12 protein-coding genes and 5 pseudogenes are annotated in these 21,172 nt (G+C 67.6%); 6 read left to right on the forward strand and 11 right to left on the reverse strand.

Features of this window, described 5'->3' with window-relative positions; genetic code table 11:
• Positions 1–94: 94 nt before the first annotated feature.
• Positions 95–262: a hypothetical protein gene (locus ACFVX4_RS37590; RefSeq protein WP_389986697.1), complete on the reverse strand. Its 168-nt coding sequence runs from the start codon at positions 260–262 to the stop codon at positions 95–97.
• 128 nt (positions 263–390) lie between these two features.
• Between ACFVX4_RS37590 and ACFVX4_RS37595 the strand changes: the two genes are divergently transcribed.
• Entirely contained in the window at positions 391–1,017 is a 627-nt protein-coding gene (locus ACFVX4_RS37595; RefSeq protein ID WP_389986700.1) for a hypothetical protein, read from the forward strand.
• On the forward strand, positions 1,014–1,205 hold the full coding sequence (locus ACFVX4_RS37600) for a hypothetical protein (protein WP_389986703.1): 192 nt from the start codon (positions 1,014–1,016) through the stop codon (positions 1,203–1,205). The genes ACFVX4_RS37595 and ACFVX4_RS37600 overlap by 4 nt, the downstream gene beginning before the upstream one ends.
• On the opposite strand, the gene ACFVX4_RS37605 is transcribed toward ACFVX4_RS37600, so the two are convergent.
• Positions 1,195–3,996 (reverse strand): hypothetical protein, encoded by a 2,802-nt coding sequence (locus ACFVX4_RS37605; protein ID WP_389986706.1) that lies wholly within the window; start codon positions 3,994–3,996, stop codon positions 1,195–1,197. The genes ACFVX4_RS37600 and ACFVX4_RS37605 overlap by 11 nt on opposite strands.
• 404 nt (positions 3,997–4,400) lie before the next feature.
• Here ACFVX4_RS37605 and ACFVX4_RS37610 point away from each other — a divergent pair.
• Positions 4,401–4,964: pseudogene (locus ACFVX4_RS37610) on the forward strand (recombinase family protein); the annotation flags it as partial.
• A gap of 67 nt (positions 4,965–5,031) precedes the next feature.
• Here ACFVX4_RS37610 and ACFVX4_RS37615 read toward each other — a convergent pair.
• Both ACFVX4_RS37615 and dnaE read right to left on the reverse strand, forming a co-directional pair.
• A pseudogene (locus tag ACFVX4_RS37615) lies at positions 5,032–5,652 on the reverse strand (tyrosine-type recombinase/integrase); the annotation flags it as partial.
• A 2-nt stretch (positions 5,653–5,654) separates the two neighbouring features.
• Complete coding sequence (gene dnaE / locus ACFVX4_RS37620) at positions 5,655–9,251, reverse strand: DNA polymerase III subunit alpha (protein ID WP_389986709.1); 3,597 nt, start codon at positions 9,249–9,251, stop codon at positions 5,655–5,657.
• A 301-nt stretch (positions 9,252–9,552) separates the two neighbouring features.
• Here dnaE and ACFVX4_RS37625 point away from each other — a divergent pair, with 301 nt between their 5' ends.
• On the forward strand, positions 9,553–10,494 hold the full coding sequence (locus tag ACFVX4_RS37625; protein WP_389986712.1) for a LysR family transcriptional regulator: 942 nt from the start codon (positions 9,553–9,555) through the stop codon (positions 10,492–10,494).
• A gap of 59 nt (positions 10,495–10,553) precedes the next feature.
• Here ACFVX4_RS37625 and ACFVX4_RS37630 read toward each other — a convergent pair.
• Positions 10,554–11,621: pseudogene (locus ACFVX4_RS37630) on the reverse strand (transposase); the annotation flags it as partial.
• Between the two features lie 487 nt (positions 11,622–12,108).
• Between ACFVX4_RS37630 and ACFVX4_RS37635 the strand changes: the two are divergent.
• Positions 12,109–13,293, forward strand: a complete 1,185-nt coding sequence (locus tag ACFVX4_RS37635) for an MFS transporter (RefSeq protein ID WP_389986715.1) — start codon at positions 12,109–12,111, stop codon at positions 13,291–13,293.
• Positions 13,294–13,432: 139 nt separating this feature from the next.
• Here ACFVX4_RS37635 and ACFVX4_RS37640 read toward each other — a convergent pair whose 3' ends face one another.
• Complete coding sequence (locus ACFVX4_RS37640) at positions 13,433–13,747, reverse strand: hypothetical protein (protein WP_389986718.1); 315 nt, start codon at positions 13,745–13,747, stop codon at positions 13,433–13,435.
• 256 nt (positions 13,748–14,003) lie between these two features.
• Between ACFVX4_RS37640 and ACFVX4_RS37645 the strand changes: the two genes are divergently transcribed.
• Positions 14,004–14,414 carry a hypothetical protein gene (locus tag ACFVX4_RS37645; protein ID WP_389986721.1) on the forward strand — a complete coding sequence of 137 codons (411 nt, stop codon included), beginning with the start codon at positions 14,004–14,006 and terminating at the stop codon, positions 14,412–14,414.
• A 174-nt stretch (positions 14,415–14,588) separates the two neighbouring features.
• Here ACFVX4_RS37645 and ACFVX4_RS37650 read toward each other — a convergent pair.
• From ACFVX4_RS37650 to ACFVX4_RS37670, 5 genes and pseudogenes are all read right to left on the reverse strand, one after another.
• Positions 14,589–14,696, reverse strand: a pseudogene (locus ACFVX4_RS37650) (Tn3 family transposase); the annotation flags it as partial.
• A gap of 94 nt (positions 14,697–14,790) precedes the next feature.
• Complete coding sequence (locus ACFVX4_RS37655; RefSeq protein ID WP_389986724.1) at positions 14,791–15,630, reverse strand: serine hydrolase domain-containing protein; 840 nt, start codon at positions 15,628–15,630, stop codon at positions 14,791–14,793.
• Between the two features lie 954 nt (positions 15,631–16,584).
• Complete coding sequence (locus ACFVX4_RS37660; RefSeq protein ID WP_389986727.1) at positions 16,585–18,225, reverse strand: APC family permease; 1,641 nt, start codon at positions 18,223–18,225, stop codon at positions 16,585–16,587.
• A gap of 194 nt (positions 18,226–18,419) precedes the next feature.
• A complete protein-coding gene (locus ACFVX4_RS37665; protein ID WP_389986730.1) occupies positions 18,420–19,118 on the reverse strand; it encodes a hypothetical protein in 699 nt (232 codons plus the stop codon).
• Between the two features lie 5 nt (positions 19,119–19,123).
• Positions 19,124–20,887: pseudogene (locus tag ACFVX4_RS37670) on the reverse strand (phosphatidylglycerol lysyltransferase domain-containing protein); the annotation flags it as partial.
• Between the last annotated feature and the right edge of the window lie 285 nt (positions 20,888–21,172).

Here is a 21,172-nt window from a genome sequence, read left to right on the forward strand (position 1 = left end):
CTCCAGCACGACAGGACTCTCCGATCAGCCCCGATACGCCTGTGCCACACGTTCCAGCGACAGCAAACGTGGCATCACGTCACATACCGCCCTCTCAGAGATCAACGAAGCCACAGAGGCCGATAGCGACGGCCTCCAGGAAGTGCTGGCGCCAACGGCGCTCGGCGGCCTTGCACGCCTTCGAGCAGAATCGGGCGTCGCTGCGGGCGGTGGCCCGCAACGGCTTCCAGCAGTGCGCGCAGCGGCGCCTCCGCCCGGCCATGCCTCCACGTACACCCGGCACGGCCCGGCCAACCGGAGAAAGTCGCACCGGCCCTTCTCCGGGCCGGGTTCGTTGACCAGCACAGACAGCACCCGTGAACGGGTGCCGACGAGAACAGGGAGACGGAGATGGCGGTAGCGGTCGCGCCGGAGGTACGGGCCGCGCAGCGGCGGATCGTCAGCACGGTCAACGCGTCCGGGAAGCTGAACAAGGACGGGCTGGCCATATGGCGGGAGGTCAACTGCGGCGAGTGGAAAGCCACCACAGTCGACATCAGCCGGGACTTGGACGTGCTCCAGGTCCCGCACACGATCGTCACCGCATTCCGCTTCCCGCTCGCTACCTCCTACAGCAAGGCCATGCGCGAAGGCGAGGAGGTCCGCATCCTGCGCAAGGACCTGTCCCACCTGGTGCCGTGGATGCCGTCGCTTGAACAGACCGTCGCCGACATCCCCGAGGATGCCCCCGGCTGGGACTTCACGTTGTTCCAGCCCCGCGCCGATGGCATGGCCATCGCCAAGCTGGCCCTGTCGGCGGAGTGGCCCGCCTGGTCGAAGAAGCAGGCTCGCGCTGCCCGGCTCGTCTGCGCGGAGTGCGACTACGACCTGCGTGAGTTCAAAGACGAGACCCGGCTGCCGTTCGACATCCGGCTGTCCGAGCGGCCCAAGGCCCGGCGGCTGGTGTGCGGGCAGTGCTGCAACAACGGCCTGGACGAGATGGAGCGTCTGGCCGCGCTCGCCGGGAAGCCGTCGTGACTGGCATCCCGCCCTCCTCCCAGCCGCAGGTGGACAGGGTGCTGGCTGCGGATCTGGTGGGTCTGCTCAACGACGCCGAGCACTACCACGGTCCCGGCTCCGAAGCCGACAGCCGTCTGGCCTACCTCTACCGCCGGGCCGCGCTGTTGCACCGGCTCGTCGACGCCGGGCGCCGGGCTAGTAGATGACGCATTCCTGCAGGGTGGCACCCGCGTAGGAGCTGCCGCCATCCTTTGCCTTCACGAGGACGTAGCGGAGCTTGCCTTGGTCCAGCGCCTCCTTCAGGTCGTGCGCCAGCTCGCCGTCCCGCGGGGACTTCGTCGCACGCTCCTTCATCGCCTCGATGATCGTCTCCACGTACTCCCTGGTCATCTGCTGGACCATCTTGTTCTTGTAACGGCCCTTCCCCTGACGCCAGCCGGGGTTGCTCGATGGCGCCTTGGCCTCGACGATGAGCAGCGTGCCGTCCTTGAGCCGGTACAGCTGGTCGAACATATCGCTACCATTGGGGGTTTTGGGCAGGGGGATCCACTGGGCTCCCCGGAACTTTTCCGGAACGACGTGGTAGCGTGCCGCGCTCTCGCCGAGCCGCTCGGATATGCGGCTGTTGTTGGGCGTGACGCCTAGTTCTTTCCGGTAGTGCTTCAGTGCCTTGTCGCGTGTCCGCCCATTGGCCGCGGTCCCATGCTTCTCGAACTTCAGCTCCGCGTTGGTGAGATCCACGGACGTCTTGCGATGGTCAGCGATCTTGTTGAGCAGGTCGCTCCGTTTTCTGTCACCGACCGAGCCCGGGTCGACGAGCGTCGCGGGGGACAGCTTATGGCCGGGTGCCGAGGGCAGCTTGTTCTTGGAGATCCAGTGGTTCTCGTTGTCCTTGGCGAGTTTCGGCAGCGTGACGCCGTTCTCCGTGGTGGTCTCGCTCCTTCGGCGGCCGTCGATTTTGTAGTTGGCGGAGTACCAGACCGGGTCGTTGTTGGCCTTCCAGACCATCTCGTCCTGGATGTACTTGTGGTGGTCGACGGCACTGCTCAGCAGTTCGTTGCAGGTGAACACGCTGTTCGTACGCTGCGGGGTGCCGTCCGGGCCGGGCGGATAGGTGGTGAACACGGCCGCGTCGAAAGCGGGCCCGCCCGCGCTGTTGCAGTACTTGTCGAGCTTGAGCTTCTTGAACTCCTTCGCCAGTGCCTGCCGGTCACTGCCGGCCAGGACGGTGGAGGCGTTCGGGTCGATGTCGATCCAGGCGACCTTGTCGAAGCCGGGCGGGACCACCCCGGTACCGGAGAGTTCGTGGATCGCCGCCGCGAAGTCGTTCACGACCGCGTCCGTGCCCCCGGACACGGCCTTGCGCTGGATGGTCTGTTTGCCGGTCAGGTTCTGGAGGTCGGCCTTGTACCCGTCCGTGGAACCCTCGGGTTTGTAGGTGTTGCCCCAGACGACCTTGTTCCCCGCGCGCGCCAGATCGCTCGCATATTGCAGCGCCCGCCGGTCGGAGAGGGAGAGCTGGGCTGTCTTCGCTTCCAGTTCGGCAATGCCGCTCTCGCCGGAAACTCTCAGGTTGTCGGTGTTCACGGCTAGGTCGTAGAACGGCTCGAACGCTCCCTGCTGCTCCAGATTGGCCACCGTCTTGCCGACATTGCTGAGCCGGCTCTCGCGGACCTCGGGGCTGGTCCGCGGACCGATGTCGGCCGTCATGGCGTCGAGGAGCTGCAGGACGGGCTTGCCCTTGCTGTCGTTGGCCCGCTGATCGCCCAGTGGCTCATTGAGCTTGAAACCGCGGCCCATCAGCCGTTTGACGAGCGCCGGGTCCTCGCCCATGACGCTCGCTTCGTAGAAGACCGCGGACCAGCTCACCGGGATCGTCTGGCCGGGCGGTGCCGTATTCGTCGCCGTAGCCGTCAGGGTGCGGTTCCCGCCGGGAGGCACGGAAACAGGACTGTTCAGGGGCGTCTGTCCGGCTACGGTCACTATCACCGTGCCGCTGGCCGGAGCGGTGCCCTGGTTGGTCACGTTCACGGTGGCCGGGCAGCTCGGAGTGCTGCAGAACGATGCCGTGAGCTGTACGGCCACGGCCGACTGGGCCGCCACACGTTGGCTCAGCGGTTCGGCCTGCTCGTGCGAGGTGTCGACCCGGCGTACGTTCTCCGTTGTGCTCTGCACCTGGGCCGCGTCGGGCTCGCTGACCGCGGACGACAGGGCCGGGGCGGGCGCGGGCTCACCGGCCGCCGCCGGCACGTGACCTGCGGACTGCACATGGCGCGCGGACCGTGCGGCACCGTCCTGCGGGCCGGAGCGGAAGACGGCAGTGCGCGCATCCGAGGCGTCCGGCGCAGGTTCGGGTGTGGCGGCTCCTTGAGATCCAGCGGAACCCGGCAGGCCGACCGAGAGCGGCCGGTACGGAGGGGACGCACTCACCACGATGCGCAGGGTGCCGTCGGTCAGTATCTTCGCCGGACGGCCGTTCACCGACGTGGCCCCGCTCTGGCGCCACCTGGACGGCCGCCCGGACGGACCGTCGGTGTCCTTGCCCGAGAGGGCGTCGGCGAGCGCCGTCGGAGTCATCCGGGACAGCTCGGCCAGGCCGATCACCCCCTGCGGCGGGTCGGCCACCCAGGTGTTGGCCAGCGCTTCGGCGCTGCCCGGCTCGTGCTCGAACCACCACTGGCTGTTGCCACGCAGAAGGGTTCGCTTGGGGCTCACAGCGAGCTCCGCGTACGCCCCCGAGTCACGGCTCAGGGTTCCGTACGCAGTGCCGTCGCGGGCGACCGTCAGACGGAAGCCGATGATCGCGCCGTTGCCGTCCACCGTGGTCCCCGCATAGGTGACCCCGCGCCAGGCACGCAGGCTCTTCGTGGCCACCGAGGCCAGCTGCGCGGGCGTCTTCTCGCGTGGCCAGAGCACAAAGGTCATCAGGCCGGCGACGAGCACCATGACCAGCGCCAGGACGCCCCAACGCCAGTACCAGCGACTGGACTTAATCAACCGGACAAGCGCTCCAGCCGCCCGGGACGCCCGACTGCCCGCTGGCGGTGGCGAGAGGTGCGGCGCCTGCGGGGGAAGTGGTGGGAACGAAGGGTACGGGGGAAGCGGTGGTTGCGGAGGTGGTTGCTCGGACGGTACTGATGCGCTGTCCCGTGCGTCCACGTCTGCCCCCAGTCCCGGGGACCGGGCGACCCCACTGGGTCGTGGCGTGATGGTCCCGATTCCCTATTTCCTCATTCCCATCCCAATTCCCCGTTCAATCAAGCTTGTTCGCGCCACGTTGGCAGGTTCCCGCCGCTCCCTGAACCCTCCTGTCCGGCAGACGTCTGAGAGTCCCTATTCCCACAGGTGAAGCCCCCTTTTGATGTCGGACTGGGTCCGGCGCCGGGCGCTACCTCGACGCACAGCTCGACTCCCTCGCCGAGGCTGGGGTGACGCGCGTCTTCTCGGAGAAGATCTCCACCCGCGCTACCAAGCGCCCCGAGCCGGAGGCCGCCGTGAAGCTCGCCGGGGAGATCCGTTCCTCCGGCGTCGCCGTCACCCTCGTCGTCCACGAACACAAACGACTCGGCCGTGGCATCGAACTCGCCATGCTCGCCGAGGAGCTCAAGGCGAGCGACATTGGCCTGGAGTTCCTGACCGGGGAGCTGAAGGGCTCGCACGACCCGTCCGGCATCGTGTTCACCGTGCTCGCGGCCATGTCCGGTATGGAGCGCGAGGACATCCGCGACCGCACCCTCGAAGGCCACGAGTCCGCCCGCAAGCGCGGCAAGACCATCGGCGGGGCGGGCGTCACCGACGAGTCCATGCTCTCCATGGCCCTTCACCTGCGTGACCAGGAGATGAGCCTGCGCGACATCGCCAAGCGGCTCGTCATCACCACCGGCACGAAGAAGGGCCGGCACCCCTCGCCCGCGACCGTCATGCGGATGCTGCGTGAACACGACGAGCAGGCTGCCATGGCGTGAGCACATGATCACCTCGCTACTTTGCGGCTGGTGTCTGGGCTAGGACTCCGGGGCCGTGGCAGCAGGGTTAGCGGCGCGCGTCGCCGGGTGCGAGCAGGCTGGTCAGCTCCGAGATCGCCTCAGGGGACGGCTTGAAGTAGCGGCGGACGTTCTCCGGCTTCTTGTGCCGGGACTTCGCCATCAGCATCAGCGGGGAGGCGCCTTGCTCGCCGAGGTGTGTGAGGGCGGAGTGGCGGTACTCGTGCAGGTCCCAGCCGGTTCCCGGCCCGCGCACGGCGGTGTGCTCGTCCAGCAACGCGCGGGCCTGCCCGTAGGAGAGGCGGGCCAGGCCGGTGTCCGGGCACACGTCGCGCGGGCTGACGACCTTCCCCGGGCCGGGGCGGCGGTGGGTGACGAACACCGGGCCGCGAGTACGGCCGCGCCGCAGGCGGGGCAGGAGCCGGGCGGTGCCGGCATCCCAGTAGACGGTCTCCAGCACGAAGTCCTCGCGTGCCTGGCCTCTGCGGCGGGCCTTGGTCCGGGCACCCTTGGCCTTGACCGGGCAGCGGCGTGCGGCGAGGTCCAGGTCCTCGATGTTCACGCCGAGGATCTCCTCCGCGCGGGCGGCAGTCTCGTAGAGCATCCGCCACAGCGTCTTCTCCCGCAGGTGCACCTCGCGCCGGGCGATGAGCCGGTCCACGGCCATCTGCATCATGCGATGCCCGCCCATGCTTCAGCTCCGAAGGTGCCTTTCACGTCGGAGGCGATGGTGGTGGCGTCCACCCTGGCTTGCAGGGCGTAGACGGTGGTTTTCCGTGTGCCACGGACGCTGAGACGGACTGGGCTGTCGCCCGGGTGGGCCGCGAGGATTCTCTTCAGTTCGCTCACGGACCGCTCCGTGACCCGGTGGGCGGGGAGTTCAAGTCGTACGGGAGGTTTCCCGCCGTGCTCGGCCGAGGACACGTCCAGCATCGTCAGTTCTCTGCCGAAGATGTTCACCGTACCGTCGCGGTCTTCGATCTTGCCTCTGACGGAGATGACGTTGTCCTCGGCCAGCACGTGCTGCACAAGCTGGTAGGAGGCAGGGAAGAAGAGGACCTCGATGCTGGCGTCGCGGTCTGCGAGGTTCACGATGGCCCACGCGTTGCCCTGTTTGGTCATCTTGAGCTGGATGCCGGTGATCAGCCCGGAGAGCTGGATGTCTCCGGTGGTGCGGCCGGAGGTGAGAAGTTCGGCGATGGAGCAGTCCCGGGCTCCGGTGAGGATGTGCTCGGCGCCGTCCAGTGGGTGGGCGGAGACGTACAGGCCCAGCATCTCGCGTTCGGTCGCCAGGAGCTGGCGGCGGGGCCACTCGGCGTCGTCGATGGGGAAGTCCAGGCCGAAGGCCGGTCCGTCGCTGCCTTCTCCGCTGAGATCGGCGAAGAGGTCGTCTTGACCGAAGCTGGCCGCCTTCTTCACGGGAATGATGGCGTCGATGGCGTCTTCGTAGATGGCGGTCAGGCCCTTACGCGCATGTCCCAGGGAGTCGAAGGTGCCGGCTTTGATCAGGGATTCGACGGCCCTCTTGTTCAGTGCGGGCAGGTCGGCCTTGTCCAGGAAGTCGGGGAAGGAAGTGAACTTCCCCTTACTGCGGCGGGCACCGACGATGGCCTCGATGACATTGTCGCCGACGTTGCGTACGGACCGCAGTCCGAACCGCACGTCGTCGCCGACGGCGGTGAACTCTGCGACGGACTCGTTCACGTCGGGCTGGAGGACTCGGACGCCGTTCTTGCGGGCGTCGGCGAGGTAGATCGCGGCCTTGTCCTTGTCGTCGCCCACCGAGGTGAGCAGGGCGGCCATGTATTCGGCCGGGTAGTTCGCCTTGAGGTAGGCGGTCCAGCAGGAGACGAGGCCGTAGCCGGCGGTGTGGGACTTGTTGAACGCATAGCCGGAAAACGGGAGCATGACGTCCCACAGCGCCTTGATGGCTTCCTCGCTGAATCCGTTGCCCTGCATGCCGTCGTGGAACTTGTCCCACTCGGCGGCCAGCACCTCCGGCTTCTTCTTGCCCATCGCACGGCGCAGCAGGTCGGCGCCGCCGAGGGTGTACCCGGCCAGTTCCCGGGCGATGGCCATGATCTGCTCCTGGTAGACGAGCAGATGAAAGGTGTTGCCGAGGATCGGCTCCAGGGCGTCGCGCAGCTCGGGGTGGATCGGGGTGATCTCCTGGCGGCCGGTCTTACGGTGCGCGTAATTGGTGTGTGCGTTCGCCGCCATGGGGCCGGGGCGGTAGAGGGCGTTAACCGCGGCGATGTCTTCGAACCGGGTGGGTTCCATCTGTTTCAGCAGGACCCGCATGCCGCCGCCGTCGAGCTGGAACACACCAAACGTATTGCCTTCGGCCAGCAGCTGGTACGTCTTGGCGTCGTCCAACGGGATCACCACGGTGGAGGGGTCGCCGTCCAGGGGGTCCACGGTGGCCAGGTTGATGCCACGGTTCTCGCGGATGTTCTCGATGGCCTGATCGATGACGCCCAGGTTCCTCAGTCCCAGGAAATCCATCTTGATCAAGCCCATCGCCTCGCACGACGGGTAGTCGAACCCGGTGATCTTCACGCCGTCCGAAGCACGCATGTGCAGCGGGATGCGGTCGGTCAGCTTCGTCTTAGAAAGGATCACCGCAGCGGCGTGCACACCGGTACCGCGGGTCAGGCCCTCCACCCCGCGCGCCGTGTCCATGACCCGCTTCACGTCCGGCTCGTTGTCATACATCTGCCGGAGCTCGCCGGCCTCGCCGTACCGCTCGTGAGAGGGGTCGAAGACGGCCGCCAGCGGGGCTGACTTGCCGTTCTGGTCCGGCGGGAGCGCCTTGGTGATCCGCTCACCGTGGGAGTAGGGGTAGCCCAGGATGCGCGAGGAGTCCTTGGTCGCGTTCTTGGCCTTGATCTTGCCGAACGTGTTCACCATGGCGGTGTACTCGTCGCCGTACTTCTCGGTGACGTAGCGGACCATTCTGTCGCGCTGGCGGTCGTCGAAGTCGAGGTCCACATCCGGAGGGTTGATGCGCTCGGGGTTGAGGAACCGTTCGAACAGCAGGCCGTGCTCCAGAGGGCACAGTTCGGTGATGCGAGTGGCGTAGGCCACGATGGAGCCGGTGGCAGAGCCTCGGCCCGGGCCGAGGGGGATCTTGTTCTCCCGGGCGTGGCGGCAAATGTCCGCCACGACGAGGAAGTAGGAGCTGAAGCCCATGGGGCCGATGACCGTCATCTCGGTCTCGAAGCGGTCCAGGACGTGCTGGGGAACCGGGTTCCCGTAGCGCATCGCCAGGCCCGCGAGGACTTCCTTCCGCAGCCACGACTCCTGGGTTTCACCCTCGGGAACGTCCGGGAACTGCGGCATCTCGTCGACGTAGTCGAAGACCTCGTCATAGGACTCGATGCGCTCGGCGATCAGCAGGGTGTTGTCGCAGGCTTCGGGAAGATCCGAGAAGAGCCTGCGCATCTCGGCGGCGGTCTTGAGGTAGTAGCCGGAGCCGTTGAAGCGGAAGCGCTTCGGGTCATCTTTGTTCTTGCCGACACCGATGCACAGCAGGCTGTCGTGGGCGTCGGCCTGGTCCTCGGTGACGTAGTGCGCGTCGTTGGTGGCCAGGAGAGGGATGCTCAGCTCCTTGGCCAGCCGCAACAGGCCGTCGCGGGCCTTGCGTTCGATGTCCAGGCCGTGATCCATCAGTTCCAGGAAGTAGTTCTCGCGGCCGAAGACCTCCTGGTAAGCCGCAGCGGCGGCCTTCGCCTCGCCGTATTGGTTCAGCCGCAGCCGGGTCTGGATCTCGCCGGAGGGACAACCGGTGGTGGCGATGATGCCGTCCGGCCGCTCAGCGATCAGCTCGCGGTCCATGCGCGGCTTACCGACCGGGAACTGTCCCTCGTAGCTAGCCTGCGTGCTGAGCCAGAACAGGTTCCGCAGGCCCTGGACGTTCCGCGCCCACATGGTCATATGGGTGAAGCGGCCGCCACCCGAGACGTCTTTCGATCCCTCACCGTCATCGCTCACGGCGCGGCGGCCTCCCGGCCCCCAGAACTCCTGCTTCCGGCCGAAACGGGAGGAAGGCGCTACGTACGCCTCGATACCGATGATCGGCGTGATGCCCTCGAAGCCCTTCGCGACCTGCGCGAATTCATAGGCGCCGAACATGTTGCCGTGATCGCTCATGGCAATCGCAGGCATCTGCTGCCGGGCCACCTCGCCGAACATCGGCTTCAGCTTCTGCGCACCGTCCAGCATCGAATATTCGGTGTGATTGTGCAGGTGAACGAAAGAATCCGGCACGGGTGAGTTACCTCCGCGGCGAGTAGGAAGCCCCACCCCGACCAGAGCCGCGATGGTGACCTTGCCAGCGACCGACCGCACCGGCATCGGCAGATGGGCGGGCTACTCGGTCCGTCGCGGTGTGATCGCGTGGACGGGGTGACCAGCAGCATCGAACCTGCCTGGGCAATCGCCCCCTGTCGCACCGCCCCGCAACACCACACGTTGACCAGAGACATCAAAGCGGCCAGTACGCAAGGGAATCAAACAACCATTTCACCCCTACGACTCAACCATTGGTTGATCACCTAGGATGGCCGGCGTGGACCTCACTGCCGTGTACACCTTCGTCACCGCCGTAGACGAGGGACAGTTCCAAGAAGCCGCCACCAGCCTGTCGATCACCCCGCAGGCCGTCTCCAAGCGCATCGCCGTGCTGGAGAAGGACCTCGGCGTGCAACTGTTCAGCCGCGCAGCGCGCGGGGCCCGGCTGACGATCGACGGCCAGGCGTTCCTGCCCCACGCCCGGGCTCTCCTCCAAGCCGAGGAGCGGGCAGCCGCTTCCGTACGGCCAGGCACCCGCCCGCTACGCGTCGACGTGATCGGCCGACAGCTCTCTCTGGCAGGACTGCTGCGTGACTTCCATCGCGCGCACCCCGACGTCGACCTCGATGTGGTGACCCTCTTGGACTCCGCGGCGGCCATAGCCGCCATCCGGTCCGGAACGATCGACGCGACCTTCCGCGCCGTCACGATGCCGGGGCGCCAACTCCCCGACGACATCGAGGCCACCCCGGTCTTCGACGAGCCCCTCCATCTGTTCACCGGACCAGCCCATGAGTTCGCTGCCGCTCGCAAGGTCACCCCCGCCCAGCTCGCCGGGCGTCGGATCTGGATGCCCGGCAACGTCCCCGGAACCGAGTGGGCCGCCTACTACGACGAACTCGCCACCGCGTTCGGGCTCACCATCGACTCGATCGGCCCCGACTTCGGCATTGAGCCCCTCCTCGACACGATCGCGAGCTCCTCGACGCTGGCGACCTTCGTCAGCGAGCAGACCCCTCTCGTCTGGCCCGCCGGCCATGACCTGAGGCGCATCCCCCTGCACAGCCCGATCCCGGTCTACCCGCACTCACTGCTCTGGCGCACCGACAATCCGCACCCTGCCCTCACCGCGCTCCGCACCCACCTCAGCTCCGCATACCCCGGTCGCCCCGAAGGCGATATCTGGACACCGAAGTGGGCCCAGCGCCCTCCAAGTTAGGCTGGCAAAAACAACGCCACGAGCCGACGGCCGGAGAAGACGTTGGGCGCCTCGCTTCCCTACTCATCGTCGTCCTCGTCCGGACCGACGGCGTCCGGGTCGCGCAGCGGCCGCAGCCCGTCGCCCGGCTGGGAGGCGGTGAAGCTGTAGCGGCCCAGAACGTTCAGATTCTTGTGCTTGAGCGGCGACACCCGTGCGACATCCTCGCCCCTGATCTTGGTTCCCTCCGCACGGAGTTGGGCGACGGCGGCGTCGATGTACCTGGTCGTCCAGAGCACCACGGCGTTCAAAACGAGACCCAGCGGGCCCAACTGATCCTCCATCCCGTCCCGGTACACCTGGTGGATGGTGCCCTTCTTGCCGTGGCAGATGTTCCGGGCGAGGTTGTGGCGGGACTCCTGGACGGTGAGCTGCTTGTGCATCTGGCGCCGGTACGTCTCGTCCATGGGGTCGACGACGGCGAGCAGGTGCAGGGTCTTGGCGATCCGCCCGTACTCGGCGAACGCCTGCCCGAGCGGGGTCGGGTGGCCCTCGCGGCCGAACATCCGCAGCAGGTCGTAGGCCCTCACCTGGTTGGTGACCAGGGAGCCGGCCACCCGCAGCATGTCCGGCCAGTGCGTGATCACCTTCTTCACGTTCACCTTGTTGCGGGCGATGGCCTCCCGCGGCCCGTACCCGCTGGCGTTCTCAGCGCCGGGCATCTGGGCCTTCCAGAACCGCTGGTCTTCCAGGTCCTTGAAGCGCGGGGAGAAGCGGTAGCCAAGCATCTTGAAGATGCCGAACACGATGTCGCTGTACGAAGCGTTGTCGGTGGCGACCATCTCCGGCTTCACCCCGCCGTCCAGGTTCAGCAGGGCGTCCAGGTTCAGCAGGGCGTCCAGGATGAACAGGGAGTCACGCGGGGTGCCGGGCACCACCATCTGCCCGATGCCGATCACCTGGTCATTGATCGCGTTCAGCCAGGTGATGCCCTTCTTCTTCGCGAAGTACTTCGGCGAGGGTGCGGCGTTGATGGTCCGCGTGGGGACGACGAAGCGCAAGCCGTCGACGGAGGCGAGCAGGCCCTTGCCCCAGAACTGCACGATCGGCACCCGGGCCTGGGCCTCGATCAGGGCGGCGTTCGCCGCGGGACCGGAACAGGCGTGATCAATGTGCAGGCCCCGGTACGGGTCGTTCGGTAGGTGCGGCGCCAATCCGATGAGTTCGCGCAGGTCGTCGGGCGAGCCCGTGATCCGGGCACGGTAGGCGGCCCCGGCCGCGCGAAGCGTGACTTCGGTCGACTCGTGCTCCAGCCCCTGACCGATGAGCTGGACCGCAGTGGTGAAGTCGCCCTGTTCGGCACGCAGGTCGGCCAGGTCGAGATACAGCGACCAGTTGGTCGGGGCCAGGATAAGAGCGCGCTCGAACGCCGCCGCGGTCTGCCCGAGGAACGAGCTTCGGCCCGTGCGCGCCGCGCGATGCTATGCTCCGCCGCGTTGTCCTCAACGAGACGTGATGGGAGGCGGGACTGTGAATCTTCGACCTGTCACACGTTTCCGCGCCATCAGGAGGACGAGCGCCGCCTGAGCGGAAACGACACTCCGTTTCCGAGGGTAGGTCCATCTTTTGTCTCGCTTGGTCAATCCGGCTGACAAGTCGGCATCCACACTTGATCGTTCATTCTGGAAACTGTTCTCCGCATCGGCCACCGTCAACTGCGCCGACGGAATCAGCAAGACTTCTCTGCCCTTGCTCGCTGCGTCACTGACCGGCGATCCAGTACTCATCTCCGGCCTCACCGCGTTCGCGTTCCTGCCATGGCTGCTGTTCGGCCTGCCCGGCGGGGCGTTGGTGGACCGACTGGACCGCCGGCGAGCGATGTTGAGCGCCAACATCATGCGTGCCGCCCTGCTCGTCGTCCTCGTCCTGCTCACCGTCGCCGGCGGCATAAGCATCCCGCTGCTCTATGTCATCGCGTTCGCACTCGGCCTCTGCCAGGTGGTGTACGACTCGGCGGTGCGGGCCATCCTGCCCCAGTTCATCGACCGCCGGAACCTTGACAAAGCCAACAGTTGGCTGACCGTCGAGGAGACCGTCGGGAGCAGCTTCGTCGGCCCGCCAGGGGGTGCGGCGTTGTTCAGCTGGTCCCGTGTCGTGCCGTTCGTCGGCGGTGCGATCGGCTTCGCGCTCGCGGCGCTCCTCGTGCTCGCCGTTCCCGGTCGGTTCCGGGCCGAGCGCACCGCGCCCACGACCTTGCGTGCGGACATTCGTGAGGGGGTGAGCTGGTTGTGGCGGCACCCAGTGCTGCGGGAATTGACGATCTTCAGTGGGCTGCTCGCCGGGTTCATGGCCATGGCGACATCGCTCATCGTGCTGTACGCCCTGAACACGCTGCACCTCAGCTCGTCGCTGTACGGCCTCCTGTTCATTCCCATGGGGATCGGCGGTATCGCCGGGTCCGCGGTGGTCGGGCCGCTGGTCTCCCGTCTCGGCCGACCGCGGGCAATCACCGTCGCCGTGGCGATCGCTCCGGTGATGTGCGTCCTGCTCGGCACGGTGCCGACCCTCTGGGCGGCCGGCGTGTCGTTCTTCGGCATCGCGGTCGGCATCACGATGTGGAACGTGCTGTCGATGTCGCTGCGGCAGGCGATGATTCCCCCCGAGCTGCTCGGCCGGGTGCTGGGCGCCCACCGGGTGGCGCTGTGGGGCGGCATCCCGCTGGGCGCCCTGATCGGTGGCACCGTGGCTGACCTGACCAGCGTGCCGACCGCGTTTCTCGTGTCCGGCCTCGCCCAGCTCGTTGTCGTGGTCATGATGTAACGGATGGTCAACCGGAGCCGACAGCTGATCGTGGACTCCTACAAGTCCTGATCGGACACGCGCTGCCGGGGCGTCGGGTGCGTCCACCGACTTCCCGGCAGTCGGCCGGCCCCTGTCAGGGCTTCGCCCGAGGGCTTCGTCATGTTCCCCTGATACAACTTTCAGAAAGCGTCACCTGGGCCCTGCCGCCTACTTCGCCGCCGAAGCCGCCGCCCGCACCGAGCGAGACGAACCCGTCCGCAAGACCGGTGTCGCCGAGCAGGAGCAGCTCGGCAAGGAAGGAATCGCCGTCTCGACCGTCCGCGAGGAGGCCGCGAAGGCGCAGGCGGTTGACGCCGCAGCCCTGGCCCGTATGAACCAGGCCGACTGGAACACCGACCGGGTCGCCGCGACGATCCAGGCCCGCGGGTGAGACCACAGTCACCGTCCGCGTCATCGAAGACGAGCTGGGCATCCCCACCGGCTCCGCCCACGACCGCAAGCAGCGTGCCCTCCAGCTGCTGAACGAACAGGAACCTCGGACGCGCGCTCTGGGCTGTCGACGACGACCGGACCGTGCCCGTGACGCACGCAAACAGGTAGACCCGGCGGGCCGCCGCGCCCGAGAGGCCGCTCGCCGGGCCTCAGCCACCCAGCGGATCGGGCCCCGCCCGAAGAGGACCCCGCGTCCTCGGCAGCCGAAACCCCTGTATGACCTGAACCCGCCCGGCGTGTTCTGTACGGAGTGGGACAGCCCGGTCGGCACGGATGACGGGGTGATGACCAAGGTCTGCGAGCACTTCGGGCCCGAATCGGGCGAGGCCACCACCATGCGGGCCCTGCTGCGCTACCGCGAGGTCTACGGGCCGCACATCCCGCTGGGCGCCGCCGGGCAGCTGGATCTCATCCTGGCGGAATCGGACCTGGCAGCCCGGCTTGCTCCGAACGCCGACTGCAGCAAGGACGATGCCCGTGACTCGGTGCACTCCCTCCATGCTCACGGGATGCTCCTCATCGCCGACGACGGTTCCCTGTGGATGACGGTGCCACCCGGCACCCCGTACTCCGCGCCGAACGGTGAGTGGGCATTTGTCGAGAAGAAAGCGGAAGCACCGGCAGAACTCACCGACACGACCGGCTGATCTCCCACGCTCACGCCTACGACCTACCTGACGGGGCACAGCAAGCGTGGGCGTGATGGCAGTGAGTCCGGCCCGCTCGGCCGCGAGACGCTGCAGAGCGCGGGCATGGGTGGCATCACTCGTTCCCCGTCCGGTGATCAGTTCTCGACCCCGGCCACCTGTCCCGGATCAGTGCTCTGGCCAGTGCCTCAGCACACTCTCGATCATCGAGGCGACCTCGGAGGCCGAACAGCTCTTGAGCTGGCTGTAGATGCAGACGGATTTCCGCTCGACGTGCCAGTAATCGAATCCAGTCCAGCGAACGGCTCGGACGCCACAGATGGGTCATCGAGCTGCTACAAACGACTCCTCCGACTCACCCACGTAGAACACTGTCTTAGTCGGACGGTTTGGCGGTCGCGTCCTTCAGGATCTGGACGGCTGTGTTCTCGGTCGGTGTTGGCCGGCCGGAGAGGCGGTGGACCATGACCCAGGTGCCGTCGTCCAAGGCGCCCGCGAAAACGGAGGCGCCCCGGGTAGCACCATTGTGCCAGCGCAGGCGCCCTGACGTCTGCCAGGTCAGTGCGGGTTCGCCCAGCTTTCGTTCGACGAGCAGCTTGGTCACCAGACGCGCGGCCTCGCGTGGAGTGGCCCACATCCCTCCGGCGGGCAGGATCGCGCCACTCATGGTCCAGGGGCGGAGGGGCCGGCCCAGGAACCCACGTCCACTGAGTCGTCCGGCCGGTGGCGGGTTCGAGGTCACCTCGGTGATGTCCAGGGGAGTGAGCACGTGACGGTTCAGAAGCTCCTCGTACGGTGCGTCCGCCGCAGCGGAGAGTGCCGCGCCGAGGACGGCGTAGCCGAGGTTGGAGTACTCCGCTTCTCCGCCCGGAGGTCCGGTGGTGATGGTGTCGAGGCGTTCCAAGACGGCTTTCAGGGCTTCGAGGTCGAAGTCGGCGTACGGATCGAGCCGTCGCAGACGCGGCGGAACCCGAGGCAGCGCGGCGGTGTGTTCCGCGAGGTGCCGCAGGGTGATACCGGTCCCGGCAGGTATGCGGAGGAATTGGTCGAGTGGGTCGTCGAGTTGGAGCACGCCCGCTTCAGCCAGCTGGGCGAGCAGGGTTCCGGTGAGTGGCTTGGTCAGCGAGCCGATCTGGACGAAGCGGTCGAGGTCATGGCCGTGGCCGGCCTGGGGGGCCTGGGTGCTGCTGAGAATGCAGATGGGTGCCGGGGTCATGGCGCGCCTTCAGTCGGTGATGCGGGGCAGTGTGCAGGCCGCTGTACCGCCCGGCATGCGATGTCGGTTCATGGCCACCGTTCGGTAGATGGCGTGCGCTGCCAGGCTGATAGGGGGAATCCGCAGGCAGCGCCCCATCAGCCGGTTTCCCGGCGACGTGAGCGCAGGACCTCGGTCGGTCGGTTCTCTGCCCACCACTGTGTCAGGGTCGAAGGTGAGGCGCTGCCCCGCACGAAGTGGGAGAGCAGACCGAGCGAGAGGTCGACTTCCCGCTGCGTGTACGCGGTGTCCGCAGCGGAGAGACCGGCGTCTCGACGCGCTGGTCCTGGGCATGCACCACCACGGTCATCTGCGACGGACTGCCCGGAACCCAGGCGTCGAGGGCCGCCGCGGCGACCGTCGTCACCCGGGTCGCCCATCGGACGGCAGCCGAGAGCACCGGAACGTCGAGGACCTGGAGATCTGTCACATCCTCCCAGCCCCAGACGTGTTGTTCAGGGCCGGTGACTGACAGCTCGGCAGGGGAGAGAAACACCCCAGAGCCCTCTTCGGCCGGAGGCGCGCCCAGACACACTCTGCTCTCTTCTATCCAGAACAGGCCGATCACACATCCCGGCCGGCCGGGATCGCCGTTCTGGGGCGATGAGGTTCCCAATTTCAGCTCCGTTCCTCGATCACGGACATGGAAGCGTCCGTCCCCTGACTGCTGGACCTTGCATCTTTCGCATCCTGCTGCGATCTGGGGCGCACCGGATATGCGCGCATCATCGGCAGACGACTCCAAGGTGCGATCGACTCTGAAAATCAGGGAGCTTCCCGGTCTTGTTGACGGGCACCCGATCATGCCAGGGCGGACTCCGCACGGTGGCCCTTCCGGCCACGTAGGGGGAGTACATCTCGGTGACGACCGCGCCAACCTCACCAGACCGCCAACGGAGGTCAGTGCCCCGGTCTTCAGCGGCTGTGCAGTACGTCGACCGGGCCGATGTACGCCTGGGTCGCCTCGTCCGGGAGCCGGACGGCCTGCGCCCAGAAGTAGATCAGCAGGCTGAACGCGGCGATGATCGCCATGTCCCACCACAGGGGGATGGCGCCGGTCGCACCGCAGGACACCTTCGACGCCGGTCCTCCGCTGCAGTAGCCGCCCTGCCAGGAGATCAGGCCCAGCCCCACCAGATACACCGGCAGCCACTGGGCGGACCGCCAGTCCAGGTGCGGGGCCCTCGGGTTCAGCCTGAGCAGTGCCGAGCCGCCCAGCAGCAGATATCCGAGGACGATCGCCAGGCCGAGTCGCCACAGAGTGTCCCAGCCGGCCCAGTAGATGATCAGGTTGGAGACGATGAAGGCGACGGGGGCCCAGAACAGACCGCCGGGCAGACGGTACGGGCGGTGCCGGTCCGGGTCCTGCTTGCGCAGACACCCGAGGGCGAGCGGCGCGCCCGCGTACATCAGCACGCTCGCGGAGGTGACGAAACCGACCAGCTTCTGCCAGGTGGGGAAGGGCAGGAAGACGATGAGCCCGACGAGGAAGGCGAAGAGCAGACTGAACCAGGGAACCCCGCGCGCCGTCGTCCGTTCGAAGACCGCGGGCACATAGCCGTTGCGGGAGAGGCCGTACGACACCCGGGAAGCGGCGGTGGTGTAGATCAGGCCGGTGCCGGTCGGTGAGACGACCGCGTCGATGTAGATCAGCGCGGCGAGCCAGCCGAGCCCGGCGGACAGGGCGAGCCCGGCGAACGGCCCCGCCTTGTCGGCGAAGGTCAGATCGGCCCAGCCGTGGGCGAAGGAGCTCTGCGGCAGGGCCCCGATGAAGACCACCTGGAGCGCCGAGTAGACGAGCGCGCCGATGAGGATCGAGCCGATCACCGCCCGCGGGATGTCCCGTGCCGGGTTGCGGCTCTCCCCCGCCAACTGGTCCGCCTGTTCGAATCCGAGGAGCGCGAAGATGATTCCGCTGGTGCTGACGGCGGAGAGCACGCCCTCGACGCCGAACGGGGCGAAGCCCTGGTAGCCGAAATTGCTTCCGTGGAAGGTGGTCCCCGCCAGGGCGGCGATGGTGAGCAGGGGGATGGCGAGCTTCCACCATGTGGCCACGCTGTTGGTGTGGGCGAGCCAGCGGATGCCGAGGAAGTTGACGAGGACGAAGAAGGCCATGAAGGCGACGGCCAGCCCGTATCCGGCGGCGGTCAGCTGGTTCTTCTCCGTCTGTACCCAGGTGGCGTGGACGCTGAGGTAGTTCAGCGACGCCATGACCTCGATCGGTGCCGTGGCGACGGCCTGGAGCCAGGAGAACCAGCCGAAGGAGGCCCCGGCGACGCTGCCGAAGGCGTAGTGCGGGAAGCGCGCGGTGCCGCCCGAGACCGGGTACATGGCCCCCAGCTCCGCGTGGACGAACGCCAGAACGGTGATCGCGAGGGCTCCGATCCCCCAGGAGACGAGGGCGGCCGTCCCGGCCACCTGCGCCGCGAACAGCGCGCCGAACAGCCAGCCGGAGCCGATGACTGACCCCACGGAGGTCCAGATGAGTCCGATCAGGCCGATGTCTCGCCTCAGACCCGGTTTCCGGGACAGCTCAGGTGCGGCCGGCTTCGGCATCTGACAGGCAACCTCGCTCCGGTTTCGACGGGACGCGCAGCCGTTCCGGCGCGTCCGTCGGCATCCTCTCCCTATCCCGGTACCGGCCCGGCCCGGCCACTCCGGCACGGCGAGAGTTGCTCCGAACGGAGGCGCCGGGAGGCAGAAAGCCACTGCGGCACGGCCGGGCCGCCGGCACCTGCGAACAGCGGGCTTCAGCCCCCGGCCGGCGGCACCGCGGGCCCGCCCGCACCACCGTCGCCGTCGGACGGGTGCCGGTTCCGCAGGGCCGCTGGTGCGCACAGCACCAGCGCGGCCCCGATCGCCACGAGATGCTCCTTGCCGGCCAGATTGGGCTTGACGATCACCTCGACGACCATCGCCACGACCACCAGCGCCACGGTGAACCACGCCCCCGTACACACACAGACGCAGACCGCGAGCCCCGTGACCGCCACCGATGGCCCGGTGTCGACGATCCGTGCGTCCGAGGCCGACAGCCCGAGGAGGCCCTCGGGTCCGATGGCGATGCCGAACCGCGCGCAGAGCGTCCCGGCGAGGGTGCAGACATAGGCGATGACGAGGGTACGCGGCCGGCCCAGAGTGATCTCCGCAACGCCGAACACGACCAGCACCTGCACCATCGCGCCCCAGACGGGCAGGCTGAGCGCGGGCACGAAGAGCGAGAGCGGGGTACGGAGGAGGGCGAGCCAGAGAGGGTCCTCGGCCCGGACGAAGCCGATGTCCTGGATCAGGCCGTATCCCCAGCTCTGGTCCTGGACGATCTGACAGAGCGCGATGAGACAGACCGAGGCGAGCGTCAGCGGGACGGCCCGCCACCCACGGGTGGCCAGGGCCGTCCGCACGGTCACGTAGAGGGGTCCCCACTCGCGCCGGGCGAACGGGGCAGCCATGTTCAACGGCGAGTCTCCAGACGTCTGCGGTGCAGCCACTTCGGCAGTCCGGGCGCCTCCAGGAAGCCCTCGGCACGGGCGCTGGCGAGAGCGATCCGCGGCAGATCGGTGCTCTGGGCGTACAGCAGGAAGCGGGGCTCCCAGATGGGCCGGTACTTGGCGTTGGCGCGGTAGAGCGACTCGATTTGCCACCAGCGGGAGAAGAAGGTCAGCAACGAGCGCCACAGCCGCAGCACCGGGCCCGCGCCGATCCGGGAGCCGCGTTCGAAGACCGCGCGGAACATCGCGAAGTTCAGCGAGACCTGGGTGATACCGAGGTCGCCTGCACGCTGGATCAGCTCCAGCACCATGAACTCGAACAGGCCGTTGTCCGAGTTCCGGTCACGTCGCATCAGGTCCAGGGAGAGCCCGTCGGCGCCCCAGGGGACGAAACTCAGCAGGGCACGCGGCCGCCCGGCCGTATCACGACAGACCAGCATGATGCAGCGACCATCCTGCGGATCGCCGAGACGGCCCAGCGCCATGGAGAATCCCCGCTCCGTCGCTCCGTCACGCCAGTCGTCGGCCAATTCGATCATCTCGGCCATCTCGTCCGCCGACATGTCCTCGTGACGGCTGACACGGACGGTGTACCCGGCGCGCTCGACACGGTGGTGTGCCTGGCGGACACTCCGTATGGCACGGCCTTCCGTAGTGAACTCGCCGATGTCGACAATCGCCTCGTCGCCCAGTTCCAGAGCGTTCAATCCGTGCCGGACGTAAATGAGGCCGCCCTCTTCGCTCGCCCCGATCACAGAGGGTGTCCAGCCGTGCTCACTGGCCTGGACCAGCCAGCGGTCGATCGCTCCCGGCCACTCCTCCGGGTCGCCGATCGGATCACCGGACGCGAGCGAGACCCCGCCGACCACTCGGTAGGCGACGGCCGACTTGCCCGACGGAGACCAGATGACGCTCTTGTCGCGGCGAAGGGCGAAGTAGCCGAGGGAGTCGCGGTCGCCGTACCGCTCCAGCAGCGCGCGCATCTCTCGCTGGTCCTCGTCGGTCTGCGGGTCGACGGCGCGGCGGGATCTGAAGGCCGCGTACAGGACCAACAGGATCAGCGCCGTACTCATCAGGTTGATGAGCACATTGGCCCAGCCGGGGGTGGCGATTCCCTCGAAGCGGATGTCGTCGTAGGCGAGCGAGAACATGCGGAGCACACCGTAGTGCCAGCGCTCCAGGAAGTCGGAGCGCCCGGCGTCCGGGTCGGTGTTGCTCACGGTGACCATCGTGGTGGCGAGCAACGACCCCACCACCAGCCCGACCACGCCGACCACCACCGCCAGTTTCGGGTTGGCACGGTCGCCCTTCGCATGGAACTCCCGCCGCCCGGCGAGCATGGCGGCGACGAAGAACGCGGTCAGCAGGACCGCGATCCAGTTCTGGACGTGCTGCCGGTACACCGGCAACTCCAGGGCCAGGGCCGTCAGCACCAGCGTCAGCCCGGCCAGGGCGAGATTGAGGATCCAGGCGGCGCGCTTGCGCCGTCGCATGGTGATCGCCAGAAACACGGAGAGCACACCGGAGAAGAACCCGGCAGTCAGCAGATAGGGCGTGAAGAACTCGTCGTCGTTGTGCCGCCGGATGTCGTTTCCGAAAGACACCCACACAGCGCCGAGGAAGTTGATGAAGGCGACGGCCCGCAGATACCAGACCGCTGAGAGGTATCCGCGCCGTGACCACTCGCTGCGATCCGCGCCGGGCTGCGGACTCCGTCGGACGCGCCCCATGCAAGCGACCCTAGGGGCTGCGGGGCCCTCGGAGGCGCTCCGCGGAGTGCGGTGAACGGGTGAACTCGCCAAGGCGGGCCTGGACGCGTTCAACGCCGCGTACCGGGTGGCCGAGGCGGCGGACACCGTATACATCGGCGTCGAACGCCGCGGACGGCGGTGGACGGCGACGCACGACGACGCGACGGCCCCTCCCAATCCCATACGGCGTATTGGCGCCCGCAGCCTGCGAGGACTGGCACACCCACTGCGCATGAGCATCCTTGAGATGCTCACTCTCGACGG

This window comes from Streptomyces sp. NPDC058240, assembly GCF_042882135.1.
In the GTDB taxonomy this organism is placed as follows: Bacteria; Actinomycetota; Actinomycetes; order Streptomycetales; family Streptomycetaceae; genus Streptomyces.